This is a genomic window from Cohnella soli, from assembly GCF_042655525.1.
Classification (GTDB): Bacteria; Bacillota; Bacilli; order Paenibacillales; family Paenibacillaceae; genus Cohnella; species Cohnella soli.
In genome coordinates, this window is sequence record NZ_JBHSMI010000002.1 from 121,867 (window position 1) to 139,789 (window position 17,923).

Genomic DNA, 17,923 nt, shown 5'->3' on the forward strand with positions numbered 1-17,923 from the left:
CATTTAAGCGCGGAAGGTTTTTGCTTTACCGGGGACTCGTAGGCTTCGCGTTTGGCGGCTGAATCTACATCTTGCGAATCAAGTCGTCCCACGCCGCTCCGAGCCGAGTTCTGCTATAATAATGGGCATTCATTCCTTTTTTATTCCCGTGCGGCGGAAAGAGAGACATAGCTATGAAAAGTCGGTTGGCGAAAATAGGGATTGCTGCGGTCATCGCATTGTTCGTTCTCGTGCAAATCTATATGGCGCTTGACTCAGAGGTGACAAGACCTACGCCTCCGGTAAAAGACGGCATTCTAGATGCGAGCGGGTGGGATTTCGACAAAGATGGCTTGATGAGGCTGGATGGAACGTGGAATTTTTACCCTAATATGCTGGCTTCTCCCGATTCGTTGCCTTCCGGCCGAGCTGTCAGCATCCAAGTGCCCGGCGCTTGGCAGAAATCCGTTCCAAAGCAGAAGCTTTACGGCAGCGGCACTTACGAAGCCGTGATTGTGCTCGCGCCGTCCGCGCCTCCCGTCATCGGCATCAAGGTGACGAATATTCGCATGTCGCACCGGCTGTATGTCAACGGTCATCTGCTTCACGAGAATGGGACGCCGTCGGAGTTGGAAGAGACGAACAAGCCGAACAATACCCCGTATACGGTCTACGCTCCGGTCGAGAACAATCGACTCCGCCTCGTCATCCAGGTTGCCAATTTTCAATATTATCAGGGAGGTATTGCGCAGCCGATCGTCATCGGAGAACCGGCGCAAATTTCTCGTTATGCACTAGTCAATTTCGGCATCGGGCTGGTCGGCTTCATGATGACGGTCTCATTCGGCTTGTATTCGTTGGCCGTTTATTTGATGCGTTCCCGTGACCGCCTGTATTTGTATGCAGGGTTATTTTTTCTCATCGTCTCCCTCACTGTGGCTTGCGCGGACGAAAAAGTGCTCATGGTGCTGTTCGATTGGGTTCCTTTTGCAATCGCCTATAAGCTGCAAGACTGGTCATTATCGGGAGCGCTTATGCTGCTGCTTGTTTTTTTTCGGACGGTAGAGCCGGCTTTCGCTTCGAAAAAAGTGTTCCGACTGATGATGGCGCCGATTCTGCTTTACTTCGCGGCGGTGGTCATCTTGTCTTACCGGACGTATGTACCTGCGAAAATGTTGTTTTCTCCCTACGAACTCCTGATCTGCGGTTATTCGATCGTCAGATGGCTGATGCTGCTCCTTAAAGCCAACTCAAGAGAAAGACGATTGGAGCGGGCATTGATGCTCGGGACGGCAGTGTTCCTGACGGGTAGTCTGCTGTTTCAGTACTTGTACCTAGATCAGTTTATTGCGAGCAAACGGCTGTCGTTCGTCTCGTATTTCTCTTTCATTTCCACAATTAATGTGTACTTGGCTTTCTGTTCGAGAAACGCGCTGCGGAGGTCGGAACAATTGACGGTCCAATTGCTGAGGGCGAACGAGGTGAAAAACGAATTTTTACAACGGACGTCGCACGAGTTGAAAACACCGCTTCATGGCATTCACAATCTAGCCGATTATGTACTGCGCAAGGAAGATGGAATTCGCGAAGACGCACGCCGCCATCTTGGCATCGTCGTGGATACGGCCGAACGACTGTCCTACATCGTGAACAACTTGATCGATGCGACGCAGCTTCGCAATATGTCGTTGCAAGTGCGATTGTCGGCGGTAGATTTGTCAGCCGTTGCTGAGCATGTACTTCGGATTATCTCCATGCATATTGGACTTAAGCCAATCGCGCTGGTGAATCGTGTTCCGTCCGGAACGTTCGTTGAAGCGGACGAGATCAGGCTCCAGCAAATCGTCTATAATGTGCTGTCTAATGCAGTGAAATATTCGAACGAAGGCACTGTCGTCGTCTCTGCGGAAACGCAAAATGGCCGGGTTACGCTGCTGATTGCCGATGAGGGGATCGGCATGACTGCAGCGGAGCAGGCGAATGTATTCGAGGACAGGTACCGTGCGGATATGGCGGGGCAGCCACCGATAGAAGGCATGGGACTTAGCTTGTTCGTCAGCCGGGAATTGTCGCGTCGGATGGGAGGCGAACTGTACGTCGCTGCGAGCGAGCCAGGGCGCGGAACGGAGATAGCTTTGGAGCTGAAGGCGGCGAATAAACTTCCGGAAGCGAAAGTTTACGTCCGCAGGGACGTTGCGCCGGTCGAACGGGAAGGGGGACTGCCGTCAGCCTGGACGGAGGTTGCTGCATCGTCGGATGCCGAGGAGCGGGAACGCCGCGCCGTGCTTCTGGTAGACGACGACCCGGTTAATCTGGAAGTGCTTCGGCTCATTTTGCAAGATGATTACGATCTGGAAGTGGCGTACGGAGGGGAAGAAGCATTAGAGCGACTGAACCTCCGCCGGTTCGACCTGATGATTACCGATTATTTGATGCCCGGGATGTCGGGCATGGAACTGACGAAGCGTGTTCGGGCCGGCCACTCCTCCGTGTCGCTGCCTGTTATTATTGCAACGGCTGCATCGCGCGAGGCCGATGTGGAGCTTGCCTACCAAGCCGGAGCAACGGACTATATTGCCAAGCCGTTCTCGGCAGGCGAGATTCGCAAGCGGGTACAACTGCTTCTGCAGTTATCCGGCACAATGGAAACCGCACTCCGCAACGAGCGGGCGTTCTTAGCAGCGCAGATCAAGCCGCATTTCCTGTATAATGCGCTAAACAACATTATCGCGGCTTGTTACGATGAGCCCAAGCAAGCCGCGGAGTGGTTAAGGCTGCTCAGCCGTCATCTGCGGCGCATGTTCCGGTATGAATCGACCGCCCACACGATACCGCTTGAACAGGAAGTGGAGCTGATCCGGGACTATGTTGAACTAGAGAGGCTGCGTTTCGGAGAACGCCTTCGATTTGAGATCGAGATCGAGCCATTACTGCTGGCGGAAAATCCGCAAGTCCAAACCTTGCTTATCCAGCCGCTCGTCGAGAACGCGGTTTGCCATGGCATTTTCAACAAGAGAGGCACGGGCACGGTAACGCTGCGGATTAAGCGGGAAGAAGTATATTTACGTATCGATGTGGAAGACGACGGCATCGGGATCAATCCGGATGCGGTTCGGCGCATTGTGGCTGGAGAGACAGTGAAGGGCGTCGGGCTTCCGAACGTTCGCAGGCAAGTGGCGGCTGTCGCGGGAGCGGAATTCCAGCTCCAATCCGCGGAGGGAAGCGGTACCCGTTGCACGATTCTGCTTCCATATCCATATCCGTATTCCTTCGCTGAAAGAGGCTGACAAGATGGCTTATACTTTGATGGTTGTAGAAGACGAACAGCGCATATTGACCTATATGAGAAACCAGCTTGCGGTGTTTCCCGAATTCGATTTGAAGGGATGTTTCGACGTTCCCGAGGAGGCGCTTGCCGCATTTCCCGGGCTGCTGCCGGACGTTGCGTTTCTCGATGTTCAGATGCCTCGCATGACGGGGCTTGCGCTGGCCGAGAAGCTGCTGCGGATCAAGCCGGACTTGAAAATCGTTTTCTTGACCGCTTACGAGCAGTATGCGCTTGATGCGTTCAAGGTCGAGGCGATCGATTATATTTTGAAGCCGATCGGCAGCGACGACATCGAGCGTATTCTGCGTCGGCTGGACAAGCTTCGCCCGGTTACGGCAACGGCATCGGTCGCCGTTCTTGCCGAACCGAAGATCCGCTGCCTCGGCACGTTCGAGGTTACGGATCGCGACGGCAGCCCAGTGAGCTGGCCGACGAAGAAAACCGAGGAATTGTTCGCTTATTTCTGGATGAACAAAGACAGGCAGATCGACAAATGGGCACTCATCGACCTGTTGTGGCCGGGTGCCCCCGAAAATAAAGGGGTTCGCAATCTGTATACAGGGGTCTATCGGCTTAAGCGGGTATTGCAACGCTTGCCTGTCGGCTTCTCTATCGAACGCGGCAATTTTTCTTATCGTTTTCTTGCCCCTGATAGATTGTCCGACCTGGAGGAACTGCGCGAATTGGCGAATGACCGCGCGTTGGCCGAAAGACGCGCCGAACGCGCGATGGAGCTGTTTCTCGGCTATCGCCAGCCGTTGTTCGGCAGCAGAAGCTATGCATGGAGCGCATCGGCGGATGCAGCGGTTGACGAGATGATGAATCGACTGGGCGAATGGCTGGCCGAGCTGTGGCGTCGTCGGGGGGATGACGTTCGAGAAAGAACGGTGCTTATGACGATCGATGCCAGGCTTCGCGAAGCGGAATAGCGAAAAAGCTCGTTTTGTGTAATTTTTGTTACGTCCGCTTGCTATAATCCTTCTCGACACCGGCAAGCAACAAGCTAGGCTACGAGAGGGGATTGCATGATGACAAAAAAATGGATGGTATTGTTACTCGCATTCGTGTTGCTGCTTCCAACGGAGGCGTTATTCCGTTCGCCTGAAGCGTCAGCGACAGCGTTGTTCGCGAGAGGCAGCGGGATCGAGGGAGACCCGTATTTGATCTCCACCCCGAAAGAGTTGAATAACATTCGCTATGTGTTGGATGGAAATTTCAAGCTGACGAATAACATTGAGCTGCCGCAAGACATTGACCTGACACCAAACTGGACCCCGATCGGCTTCCTGTCTTCCGCTCCCTTTAGTGGCGTGCTCGACGGGAACGGATATACTGTCTCAGGCCTTACAATTAATAGCTCGAATGAGCAAACGGGACTGATCGGAGGGCTGACCGGCACGATCAAAAACCTTGGCGTTGTCGGAGCGTATGTTGTCAGTAATCAAACGCGTACGGGCATTTTGGTCGGGCAGAGTTCGGGGGGCACGATTCAAAATTGCTATGTGACGGGTTGGGTTTCTTCGTCGGCCGACAGAGTGGGGGGCATGGTCGGAGAAAATTATTTCGGGACGATCACGAACTCCTATTCGCTCGCTTCGGTCAGCGGAAGTACGAAAGTCGGCGGCCTTGTCGGCAATAACCCGTATGACGAGGAAAACGCGGGGTTCATTAAATATTCGTTTGCCGCCGGTCCGGTAACGGGAACGTCGAAGACGGGCGGTCTTGTCGGTGTTTCGCCGACTGAAACCGTAGTCGAGTCCTTCTACGATGCGGACGCCAGCGAACAATCCGATAATACGGGCAAAGGTGTCGGCAAAACGCCGACGGAAATGAAGATGAAGGCGACGTATACCGGTTGGGATTTCGAGTCGGTATGGTCGATCCGCGAACTTGACGACTATCCGGAGCTGCGCGTATTCAACACTGTTCCGACAACGCCAGATCATGCTCCGACGGCAGCGCCGACGCTTTCGGGATCGCCGAATGTCGGTAGCGTTTTGACGGCAACGTCAGGATATGCGGATGCGGACGGCGATGAGGAGTCTGGCACGACGTATGCGTTTTATAGTTATAGCGCAGGGGGAGGTAACGAGGCTGAAGTTCGGGCTGCTTCCACGGTAAATACGTACACGATTACCGCCGCGGACTTTGGTAAAGTTCTCAAGGTCAAAGTCGTGCCGAAAAATGCAAAAGCGACGGGCGCGACGGCAACGAGCGCGGCGACGGACGTTATCGCCGAAGCTTTGCCGATTATGATATCGACTGCGGAAGAGTTGGATGCAATTCGCAACAATTTATCCGGAAACTACATCCTCACTAAAGATATCGACCTGACAGAGTATTTGTCCTCTACTGACACATATACCGGTCCAGGATATGATGGCGGGAAAGGCTGGCGGCCGATCGGAACGACGTCGAACAATTTCACGGGGCGATTCGACGGTAACGGCCACGTCATTAAGGGTTTGAAAATCGCTCGTCCAGCGGAGGCGCCTGTCGGACTTTTTGGCAGAATCAAAGAAGGATCGTTGATTAAACGCGTAGGGCTCATAAATGTCGACGTGACAGGGTCGGTGGCTGTAGGAGGCCTTGTCGGAACGAATAACGGCAACATTTCCGAAAGTTTCGTAACAGGCAAAGTCGACGCCTCAGGTCTTTTCGCGGGCGGACTCGTCGGCAACAGCTCCGGCACGATAACGAACAGCTATGCAATTGTTAAGACAACCTCCACCAGTACCGATGTCGGAGGTTTAGTCGGGAAGGTGATGGTTTTCGGATCGACAAATCCGGGAATCGTATCGACTTCGTTTGCGGCAGGTATTGTTTCGGGCACAAACTATACCGGCGGCTTGATAGGTACCAATGCCGGAATGGACAATGTGGATAATAAGTCGTTTTACGACAAAGAGATATCCGGTCAATCAGATATGTACAAAGGTATCGGTAAAGTAACGGAGGAATTGAAGACGCAATCCACGTTTGCGGGCTGGGACTTCGAACACATTTGGATGATGGACCCGAATACTAGATATCCAAGCCTTCGCGCATTCGTACCGACGGATGCATTGCCGACGGCGTCGCCGACGCTTACGGGAACGGTGCAGGTCGGTAGCGTATTGACTGCAACGTCAGGGTATGCGGATGCGGACAATGATGAGGAAGATGGCACGACGTATGCGTTCTACAGCTACAGTGTAAACGGGACGAGCAACGAAATGCTCGTTCAGGGGCCATCCGCAACCAACACGTATACGATTGCCGTCGCGGACGTCGGCAAAGTGATCAAAGTCAAGGTCACTCCGAAAAACGCGAAAGCAACGGGGGCAACCGTGACGAGCGCGCCGACGGTGTACGTTCCGCGACTGGCGACGGAAACTTCTTTTGTGCTCGAGCCGGCTGCCGCAACGACCACCGGCTTGAAGTACGGTTCGACATTTAAGCTTACTGCGAATGTTAGATCGGCCTCCGGCACGGGAGCGGTTCCGACTGGCACGGTGAGATTTTATATGGGCATGCAACTGCTTGGATTGGGGGAGTTGGACGAGGACGGTGAGGCCAAGCTTACAGTGTCAGATTGGTCGAATCTGCCGAACCCTGGAAATTTGCCATACGAAGGTACACTTATAGCCAACTACAATGGCATTCATCCGTACGATGCCAAAGTTAGCAAAATTTTGGTCAAAGTCTATGACAAAATCACAACGAAGGCTACGCTCTCCAGCGACCATGCAACGGCTACGGCCGGACAAGCAGTCAAGTTGACGGCGCAAGTGGAAGCGGATGACGATTTACGCGGTATACCCGTCGGCTCGGTAACATTCAAAAACGGAAATACGACACTTGGCACGGCACCGTTAAACGAGGACGGGCAAGCGGTATGGACGACAACGACTCTTCCAATCGGCGAGCACGACGAAATTACGGCGGTTTACGCGGGAGCGGGAGACCATCTCGGAAGCGCATCGTCCCAAATGGCTGTGACGATTACGCCTGCACCGTCGGCTCCTTCAGGCAGTTCTGGGCCAATCAAGGAAGAAATCAAAGTCAACGTACAAAGCGGCGCCGGTACGAACGGCTCGGTCGTCGCACAGACGGTCATTACTCGAACGACAGATGCGAGCGGGAAGAAAAGAGACGAAGTGAGCTTCACGCCGGAGCAAGTCGCGGATACGGTCCGCCAATTGCAAACGGGCAGCACCCGTGCGGCTACACTCGTCATTCCCGACGCGAAGGATGAAGTTACGGAGTTGAACGTCAAGCTCCCGAAAGCTTCTACCGATAAGCTCGCGGCAGAGAAAGTCGGACTGTCCATTTTCACGAATGACGTTCATATCGGTATTCCGAGCGGTTCAATGCAAGGACTTTCTAGCGATACGTACTTCCGTGTCGTTCCAATCAAGCAAGAAGACGAACGCAAGGCGGTAGAGCAACGCGCGAAAACCGAACAAGCGGCGAAACTAGCGATTGGAATCGAAGGCGTCAGCGTCATCGGGCGTCCGATGACGATCGAGACGAACTTGCAGAGCCATCCGGTAGAGCTCGTGCTTCCGCTCGGCAATACGAGCCTTACGGCAGAACAGAAAAAAGATCTCGGCGTCTTCATTGAGCATAGCGACGGGACGAAAGAGTTTGTTCGGGGCGAATTGGTCAGCTACGATTCTTCCGGTGCGCTTGGCCTGAAGATCACGGTAAGCAAATTTAGTACATTTACGATCGTGCATCTGTCCGGCTGGAGCGCTGCATCTTCCGCCACGAAGCACACTCCGTACATTTTCGGCTATGGGGACGGCACTTTCCGGCCGAACAATGCGATTACCCGCGCAGAGATTGCCGCCATTCTGGCACGCGCTTTCCCGACGGAGACCGCACCGGGAGAACTGTCATTCACGGACGTAACGGACAAGCATTGGGCGCGTTCAGCGATCCTTCAGGCAGTGAATACGGGAATGCTCAAAGGATATCCGGGCGGCGTCTTCAAGCCGGAGCAGGCGATTACGAGAGGCGAGATGGCAAGCATTGTAGCCGCTCTGCTTGAAGGCTCTAATGCAAGTGCAGCCGGCGGAAGCAGCTTCACAGACATTAAAGGGCACTGGGCGCAAGCCTCCATCGAACGAGTACAAGCGGCAGGCATTATCGCCGGGTTCAGCGACGGTACTTTCCGTCCGGACGACAAGCTGACGCGTGCTCAAGCGGTCGTTATCATTAACAAGCTGCTCGGATGGAAACCGCAAATTTCATCCGAAGCGGCAAAGTGGACGGACGTTCCTGCGGCGCACTGGGCATTCGCGGACATTCAGGAAGCTTCCGGCGAGGCTGCGAAACTATAAACGGCATTATATATAGTTTAGCGCGCGCATGCCAACGGGCATGGCGCATACCGAGCAGGGAGACGAGGCCGATGGGGCCTCAGTCTCCCTGTTTGCCGTCTTTTTGGCGGATCCGGTAGGTTAGCGTCTCTGGTTACTCCATCGGCGTGATTCCGAGACAATCGAGGGTGTATAGCGTCGTTTGAGTACTCTATCGGTGGAGCGCCGAGACAATCGAGGGAGTATAGCGTCGCAGAGTACTCTGTCAGCGGAGTACCGAGACAGTCGAGCGAGGGTAGCGTCGTTGAGTACTCTAACTGCGTGCCATCGAGTGCTGCCGCATTCCCATAACATAACGCACCGAATCCGAATATAATGGACTTCTTGTGAAAGCGCTTCATTATATACTGGAAGAAATAAGGAGGTGAAGCGTGTCTTCCGCAATCAACGGTCCGCCGGTTGTACAGTGCAAGGCCGTCTTTAGTCTTTCATTTTAATTCTGAAAGGTGGTTAATCAAGTGATGGCTATGCAGCTCTTTGCTCGGAAAAAGTCCCTGTCTCTACTGCTTGTCTTGTCGCTCGTATGTTCGTTGTTCGTCGCGCTCGGCAGCAAACCCGCGTCCGCTTACGTCGGCGCGCTTGGCAACGTGACAGGCGTCAGTGTGTCGGGAGATACGCTGACGCTGACCGTTGATAACGGGGCGGAACCGAACGATGACAAACTGATTTTCGAAGTGCTGCAGAACGATATTGTCAAGGTGAGCTATCGGCCGAACAACGTGTCGCCAAGCGCCGACACGCCGATGATCGATCCGAACAAAACGTGGAGTGCCGTCGGCGCGACGATCAATACGGCGGGCGATCCGATCACCATTACGACAACCAAAATGATCGTCAGCATCGCCAAAACGCCGGCGCGGGTAACGATCAAGAAGGCGGACGGCACGATCTTGCTCTGGGAGCCTTCGGGCGGCGGCGTATTCTACGACGGCGTTCGGTTCCGGCATTCGAGCGGGCAGAACATCTACGGCATTCGCAGCTACAACGCCAATGAAACGGCACCCGATATTCTCCGCAACAACTCCAACCATCCGGCACATGCGGGCAATCAAGGGGATTCGGGCGGACCGTTCATGTGGTCGACGTCCGGGTACGGCGTTCTCGTCGACAGCGACGGCGGCTATCCGTATACGGAGGATGCGACGGGCAAACTGGAATTCTACTACGGCAGTACGCCGGATGAAGGACGCCGCTACCCGAAGACCGACCTGGAGTACTATGCGATCGTCGGCAATCCGAAGGAAATTATGGCGGGCTACTCGGAAATTACCGGCAAATCGCCGATGCTGCCGAAGTGGTCGCTTGGTTTCATGAACTTCGAGTGGGGCATCAATCAGACGGAAATGACGAATATGGTCGACACGTACCGGGCGAAAAATATTCCGCTCGACGCGTACGCGCTCGACTACGACTGGAAAAAGTACGGCGAGTCCAACTACGGCGAGTATGCGTGGAATACGACGAACTTCCCTTCGTCCTCCACGACGGCGCTTAAGAGCGCGATGGACGCCAAAGGCGTCAAAATGATCGGCATTACGAAGCCGCGCATCGTGACGCAGGACAGCGGAGGCAACCGGACGACCCAGTACAACGACGCCAACACGGGCGGCTACTGGTATCCGGGCCACAGCGAGTATTCGGACTATTTTATCCCCGTGCTCGTTCGCAGCATTGATCCGTATAACTCGGCAGCGCGTACGTGGTACTGGAATCACTCGAAAGACGCTTTCGACAAAGGCATCGTCGGCTGGTGGAACGACGAGACCGACAAGGTGTCGTCCGGTGCGGCGCAATGGTGGTTCGGCAACTTTACGACGACCCACCTGTCGCAAGCGATATACGAAGGACAGCGCGCCTATGCGCCGAATGTCCGGGTGTGGCAGACGGCTCGTACCTTTTATCCGGGCGCGCAGCGGTACGCGACGACGCTTTGGTCGGGCGATATCGGCTCGCAGTTCAAAATGGGCGATAAGGTCGGCTGGGCTTCCGGCATGCAGGATCAGCGGACCGTTATGCTTTCTTCGGTGAACCTCGGCCAGCCGAAGTGGGGCATGGATACGGGCGGTTTCAATCCTAACGACAGCAATCCGAGTCCGGAGTTGTATGCGAGATGGCTGCAGTTCTCGGCGCTGACGCCGGTGTTCCGCGTTCACGGCAACTTGAACCAGCAGCGCCAGCCGTGGTATTTCGGCAATTCGGCGGAAGAGGCGGCGAAGGGCGCAATCCAGCTCCGTTATTCGCTCATCCCGTATATGTACGCCTACGAAAGAAGCGCGTACGAGTCGGGACTCGGACTCGTAAGACCGTTGATGTACGACTATCCGACGGACTCGAATGCCGCCAACGATACGGAAGCCTGGATGTTCGGGGACTGGCTGCTCGCTTCCCCGGTCATGGACCAAGGGCAGAACGTGAAAAATATTTATTTGCCGGCGGGCACATGGACCGACTACTTCCGCGGCACCGTCTATACCGGCGGCCAGACGATCAAGTATCCGGTCAACACGGAGACGTATTCGGACATTCCGCTGTTTATCAAGAAAGGGGCAATTATCCCGAACCAGCAGGTGCTTGATTATGTCGGGCAGACGGCTGTGAGCACCGTAAACGTCGACGTGTTCCCGGATACGGCGTCAACGAGCTTCACCTACTATGACGACGACGGCGCCAGCTACAATTACGAGAGCAGCAATTATTTCAAGCAGACGTTATCTGCGCAGGATAATGGAGGCTCGGGCATTAGCCTAGGCGTTGCAGCGAAGAGCGGCACTTACACGCCTGACGTTCAGTATTATTTGTTCAAGGTTCATGGCAAGGCAGGTACAGGTGTAACGAGCGGAGGTTCCTCCCTCACGTCTTACGCCGATATCGACGCGCTGAAGGCAGCCTCGGGAGAGGGCTGGACGACCGGCAAAGACGTATATGGTCTGGCCACGTACGTCAAAGTGGCGGCAGCCTCAGGTTCGGCCAAGAGTATCGTCGTGTCGGGCACCGGCACATCGGCCGCCACATCCGTCAAGCTTGAAGCCGAGGATGCGTCGCTGTCGGGCAACACGACGGCAACGAAGGCCGGCAAAAACACGAATCATACGGGTTATTCCGGCAGCGGCTTCGCCGACGGCTTCGACAATGCGGGCGCGGCGGCAACGTTCTATGCGGACGTGAAGACGGCCGGGGATTACAACATCGCGCTCCGCTATGCGAACGCAACCGGATCTGCCAAGTCGATCAGCATTTTCGTGAACGGCGCACGCGTGAAATCGACGTCGCTAGCGAACTTGGCGAACTGGAACACGTGGTCGACCCAGAGCGAGACGATCCCGCTCAATGCCGGCCGCAATGCCATCACTTACAAGTACTATAGCGAGGGCGGAGATACGGGGAATGTCAATCTGGACTACATTACCGTTCCGTTCGACCCGGTCGTCGCCAAATACGAGGCGGAAGGCGCGGAGCTATCCGGCAGCGCCACACGCAACAAAAATCATCTATTCTACAGCGGCGCCGCGTTCGTTGACGGCATGACATCCGTTGGCGCGGAGGCGAAGTTCACGGTGAGCGTGCCTTCCGCCGGCAGCTACCAGGTTAATTTGCGGTATGCGAACGGCTCCGGTAGCACGAAAACGCTCACGACGTACGTCAACGGAAGCAGCATTGGGAAGGCGAGCATGACAAGTCCGGGCGCGAGCTGGGACGTCTGGCAGAATGTGTCGCAGACACTGTCACTGAGCGCCGGAACGAATACGATCTCGTACAAATACGATGCATCCGACAGCGGCAGCGTCAATCTCGATCGGTTGCTCGTATCGGCCGCAGCGCCCGGAACGCCGGTTTCGGAGGCGAATGTGCTCGACAATGCCGGCTTCGAGCGGGATGCGGGCCTCGGCAGCAATTGGACCGAATGGCATCCGGGCGGCCAGGCGCTCGCTTATGGCATCGACAGCGGTTCGGGGACGAACCCGCCGCAGTCGCCGTGGACGAGCGACAAGAGAGCTTACTTCTACTCGGCGTCCGCGTATCAGCAAAGCATCCATCAAACCGTGAACGTGCCGAATGGCACGTATAAGTTCGAAGCATGGGTAAAACTGCAGTATGCGAATCCGACGACGGTGCGCGCGGAGATCGCGAACTACGGCGGATCGATGCTTACGTACAACATCAGTAACGACGGCGTATGGAAGTATATTAGCATCGGCAGCATCAACGTCACCTCGGGTCAAGTCGACGTTGGCTTCTACATCAACTCGCCGGGAGGCTCGGTGCTCCATATCGACGACGTCCGGCTGACTCCGCAGTAACGATCGAAGCTGCGAACGATACGAAGGCTGCCTCCATTCCAGGGGGCAGCCTTTCGGAATCAAACGGCATGTTTACGAATCCGGCCCGATCATGCACAATAGATACACTGGTAAATATGGGGTGGGGTTTACATGTTCCTCCATCGGTGGATTATCCGCCACTTGTCCACCAAGCTCGTGCTGATGATTTTGCTTCTCCTTGTCCTGTCCATCACGCTGGTCAGTTCGCTTTATTATCAGCTTTCCGCACGGATGATGAGCGAGTATGTAAGGGACTCCACGAAACAGTCCGTCAAGCAGTCTGCCGATTACTTGTCCGTCATTTTGACGGTTGGCAGAGATATGGGGCAGCAAGTGTTCCGCGACGCGGGGCTGCAAGATGTGATCTCGGAGGAGGAGGAGGCTGGGGCCGTCAGCGTCGACCGGAAGTTCGATCATAAGGAGAAGGTCAACGGCCTGCTTAACAATCTGATCGATACGAGTTCGTTCGTCCAGAGCGTCTACTTGCTGAAGGAGCAGGGGAGCAGTTGGGGAAGCGGTCTCTTTAACGTGTCTAAGGTAACCCGCTACACGCTGAAAGAGCATGCCTGGTATGTCGACATCATGAACGGGCGCACGAACGAGCTGTGGCAGCCGCTTCATTACGATCCGTTCAGCGGGGGCGGAGAGAACAACGAGCTCGTGCTGAGTTACATTCGGCCTTTGCGCCATCTGGCGACAGGCAAGGCGGTTGGGGCTATCGTAATCAACCTTGACGGCAATTTGATTTTGCAGGCGATCGAACGGATACGGCTGGGCGAGACGGGGCGTTTCTTCATCGCCGACCCGTCGGGAACGATTATGATCGGCTCCGATCCGTCCGAGTGGGGCAACCCGGTCAGCCTCCCAATCTCCCGCTTGGCGGCCGGTTTGGCGGACACCGGCGGCGGAGAGTTCGAATTCGATCTTGCAGGAGTGCAAACGTATGTCGTCGCCCGGCAGATGGACAACGGCTGGACGGTCATCGGCTCCGTCCCCGTCAAGGAAGTGATCGGCGGCATTCAGCGGCTGCAACTTAGAATCGGATTGTACGCCGTATTGCTGCTGGTCGGGGCGTCGCTAATCGGCATTATGTTCTCTCGCAAAATCACGTCGCCGCTGAAGCGGCTTATGAGGCAGATGAGCGAGCTGGAGCGCAGCAACTTCGAGGCGTTGACCGAGGTGCGCTCGCAGGACGAGATCGGGCAGCTCAGCCGGCGCTTCAACCAGATGGTCGGGCAGATCAAGCGGCTGATCGAGCAAGTCAACGAGGAGGAAACGAAGAAACGCGAGGCGGAGATCCGGGCGCTAAGACATCAGATCAATCCTCATTTTCTGTACAACACGCTTGCATCGATTCGCTGGATGGTGAAGTACAATCGGACGGACGAAGCTTTCAAAGGCATATCGGCGCTCGTACAGCTGATGGAAGCAAGCATGGGGAAAAAGGGCGCGTTCTGCTCGCTGGTCGAGGAGATCGAATTGCTTGAGAAGTTTATGATTATTCAGCAGTACCGTTACGGCGAGCAAATCCGGATGACGATTGAATGCGACCCCAGCCTGCTCGAACTTAGCATTCCGCGTATGCTGCTGCAGCCGATTGTCGAGAATGCGGCTTTTCACGGCATTGCGCCGAAGGAGGAAGGCGGCACGATCGCAGTCGCCATCCGCAGGGAATATCGGGATAACGGAGATTTGCTTGTCATTACGGTTCAGGATGACGGTGTAGGCATGTCTGCCGAGACGAAGGATTGTTTGTTCGCCAGCCCCGGCGAGCGCAGAGGGCAGTCTGGAATCGGCCTTCACTATGTGAAGGAGACGATGCAACTTTATTATGGCAGCGCTAGCGGTATAGAAGTCGACAGCGAGGAAGGCTGCGGAACGTGCGTCCGGCTGGAATTCGCGATGAAGGCGGGTGTGAAAAATGCCGTATAGCGTCCTGATTGTGGATGACGAGCCGATGATCCGGTTCGGGCTAAGCTCCTGCGTGGAATGGCTGTCGGAAGGGTTCGAGCTGATCGGTGAAAGCGCCAATGGAGAAGCAGCGCTGGAGCTTATTGAACAGCGCGGTATCGATGTTCTCATTACCGACATCAAGATGCCCAAGATGGACGGACTGGAGTTGACCCGACGGGTGAAGCAACTGCTGCCCCGCGTAAAAGTCGTGCTCGTCAGCAGCTTCAGCGATTTCGAGTTCGCGCGCGAGGCAGTCAAGCTCGGCGTTGTCGTCGATTATTTGCTGAAGCCGACGATGGAGCCGGAAGATTTGCAGCGCATTATGCGGGGATGCAAGCAAGCGCTCGATGCCGATGCAGAACAGATGCGGGAATCCGAACGACGGGTCGACGATGAGAGCCGGAAACAACGGCAAGGTCAGGAGCTCGAGCTTAAAAACTACTTAAGCGGCACCGTCGACGTTGTTCGGCAGCGGCCGGAATGGCTCAGCGAGTCAGTACGGGTTGCCGTATGGCGCGGCATTGCGACCAAGCGGCCATCGGAGGCTCCCGGCCCGCTGCCGATCGCCGGCATGCTGCAAACCGAGGCAGCCAAAGAAATGTTGAACGACGGCTGCGGCACCGGTATCGCCTTCGTATCGGGAGAAGCGGAGATTACGATGATCGTGGCCGATCGGGGCGGCAGCGGCTTGTCCGGCATCGAGTCATTGCGGATGCGGCTGCAAGGCGACGGCCGGATATTCACAATCGGCGTCAGCCCGCCCGTCCGCGAGCTGCGGAGCGTTCGCGAAGCGTATGTGTGGGCGCATGCGGCGCTCGAGCGTGCGTTCTTCGAAGGGATTGGGCGCTGCTATGAAGGCAGCATCCCACCACCTCCAGCTGTCGTTCGGCAGAAGGAAGAGGAGATCGCGCATGCGGCGGCAGATTGGAAAGGGAGACTGTCTGCCGCGTTCGCATCCTTCGATAAAGACCAGTGCGCCGCCGCGCTGGAGGGGATGTTCTCGTTCTGGAGCGGGAGCCGGCCGCCGCGCGAGGCGATTGTCTCGCAGGCGCGCTCCATGCTCGCTGCTTTATGGTCGTCCCGGTTCGAATGGAAGACGGACGACCGGATGAAGACGTGGATCGAATACGTGCAGCTGCTGGATCGGGCGGAAACGCTGGGCGACGTCATCCGGCTGCTGCGCGGGGAATGGGCGCGGCTGGACGAACCGAGCGATCTGCCGCGCCTGACGGATGATGCGGCAGGCGTGCACGTCATTCAGATGGCGCTGTCCTACATTCAGGAACACTACAGGGAAGACCTTACGCTGCAGCAAGTCGCGGACTTCGTGCATATGAGCAAAAACTATTTCAGCGAACAGTTCAAACGCCATACCGGCCGTAACTTCATCGATTTCGTCATCCGGCTGCGCATTCATTATGCCAAGCATCTGCTCGACACGACCGGGCTGAAAGTGCTGGAGATCGGCTATCAGTCGGGCTTCCATAGCCCGAAGCACTTTCTGAAGCTGTTCAAGCGGCTGGAAGGCGCGACGCCTGCGGAGTACCGGGAGATGTGCAGGGGACGGCCGCACGGCGAGCAAGCATCGATACAGGGAGGGGCTCCGTATGTCGGGCATTCGTAAAGGACTGGCGGGGCTGGCCGCCCTGTTGCTCATCTTCGCTACGGCATGCACCGGTGTGCGGCTAGCGCCGGTGCCGGGTGCTGATGGCAAAGGAGAATCGGCTTCGTCCCGCCAGATCGTCCTCGAATTCTGGCATACGTACAGCGAATTGGAGACAGAGGTGTTCACGAAGCAGGTGCTTCCGCTGTTCGAGGAGCAGTATCCGGATATCGCCATCCATCCCGTTCGCAAAGGTTTTACCGATCAACTGAAGGATGCCGTGCTGGCAGCCGTTGCGGACAACAAGGCGCCGGATGTGATGCGAATGGATATTATCTGGGTGCCTGAATTCGCGAAGCAGGGCACGCTTGCCAAGTTATCCGACATGGACGGATTCGACGAGCTTCGCGACCAATTCATCGGTTCCATGCTGGCGACGGCGCAATACCATGGAGATTATTACGGGCTGCCCGTCAACGCCAATACGCGGGCGGCCATCTTCAACAAGACATTGCTGCGCCAGGCTGGCCTCGAATCACCGCCGCAGACGTTCAGCGAGCTGTATGCGGCGGCCAAGCGGCTGAAGGCGATTAATCCGGATACTTACGGCATCGGCATCTGCTGTTCGAACGGATGGGGAACGCTGCCCTACTTCTGGACGTTTGGAGGCAAGCTGACGGACCCTGGCTACACGCAGGCCAGCGGCTATCTGAACAGCGAAGCTAGCCTCACTGCCTTGCGTCGGCTGAAGAGCTGGTTCGACGAAGGCATCATCAGCCGATCGATCATCGGCGGCGAGCCTGGGACGTGGGACGGCATTCTGAAAGGGAAACTCCTGATGATCGATGACGCGCATTGGTTCTATACGGTCAATTCTTCAGGCGAGAACAAGTCGTTGCTCGACGATACGGTGCTCGGATTGTTCCCGTCAGATGCGGCGCCGGGCACATCCGTCATTGGCGGGGAGAACCTCGTTATTTTCGCGCAATCCAAACGTCAGGAGGCGGCATGGAAGTTCGTCAAGTGGATGACGTCCGAACGGCCGCAGCAACTGATGGCGGAAACCGGACTCATCCCGACGAACCGAAATACGCGCAAGACCAATCATGACTCGCTGACCGAGCAGTATCAGGAACAGCTGGCGAGGGCCAATCCGCGCCCCCCCGTGCCTGGCTGGACATCGATCGAGGACGTCTTCGCGCGGATGATCGAGCGGATTCTGACCGGCGAGCAGACGGTCGAGGAGGCTGCGGCGCAGGCTGCGGAGAAGATTGACAAGCTGCTACGCGATTCGTAGTTTGCGAGATCGCCTGACAGGCCGACAGCCTGTAAGCACCTTCTGAGCAAATGGGATACCTGTCACCGGGTTAGGTGT

The 17,923-nt window shown here is 56.0% G+C and carries 7 protein-coding genes; all 7 read left to right on the forward strand.

Going from position 1 to position 17,923, the window contains the following annotated elements; genetic code table 11:
• The first annotated feature begins 173 nt into the window (after positions 1–173).
• The 7 genes from ACFPOF_RS00980 (at position 174) to ACFPOF_RS01010 (ending at position 17,845) form a co-directional block, all read left to right on the forward strand.
• Complete coding sequence (locus tag ACFPOF_RS00980; RefSeq protein ID WP_378128722.1) at positions 174–3,266, forward strand: ATP-binding protein; 3,093 nt, start codon at positions 174–176, stop codon at positions 3,264–3,266.
• Positions 3,267–3,270: 4 nt separating this feature from the next.
• Positions 3,271–4,236, forward strand: coding sequence for a response regulator (locus tag ACFPOF_RS00985; protein ID WP_378128724.1), 966 nt, complete (start codon positions 3,271–3,273; stop codon positions 4,234–4,236).
• Between the two features lie 96 nt (positions 4,237–4,332).
• Complete coding sequence (locus ACFPOF_RS00990; RefSeq protein ID WP_378128726.1) at positions 4,333–8,634, forward strand: S-layer homology domain-containing protein; 4,302 nt, start codon at positions 4,333–4,335, stop codon at positions 8,632–8,634.
• Positions 8,635–9,134: 500 nt separating this feature from the next.
• On the forward strand, positions 9,135–12,971 hold the full coding sequence (locus ACFPOF_RS00995) for a TIM-barrel domain-containing protein (protein ID WP_378128728.1): 3,837 nt from the start codon (positions 9,135–9,137) through the stop codon (positions 12,969–12,971).
• A gap of 132 nt (positions 12,972–13,103) precedes the next feature.
• Positions 13,104–14,924 carry a cache domain-containing sensor histidine kinase gene (locus ACFPOF_RS01000; RefSeq protein ID WP_378128730.1) on the forward strand — a complete coding sequence of 607 codons (1,821 nt, stop codon included), beginning with the start codon at positions 13,104–13,106 and terminating at the stop codon, positions 14,922–14,924.
• Entirely contained in the window at positions 14,914–16,569 is a 1,656-nt protein-coding gene (locus tag ACFPOF_RS01005) for a response regulator transcription factor (protein ID WP_378128732.1), read from the forward strand. Before ACFPOF_RS01000 ends, ACFPOF_RS01005 begins: the two co-directional genes overlap by 11 nt.
• On the forward strand, positions 16,553–17,845 hold the full coding sequence (locus ACFPOF_RS01010; protein ID WP_378128734.1) for an extracellular solute-binding protein: 1,293 nt from the start codon (positions 16,553–16,555) through the stop codon (positions 17,843–17,845). Before ACFPOF_RS01005 ends, ACFPOF_RS01010 begins: the two co-directional genes overlap by 17 nt.
• Positions 17,846–17,923 lie beyond the last annotated feature (78 nt).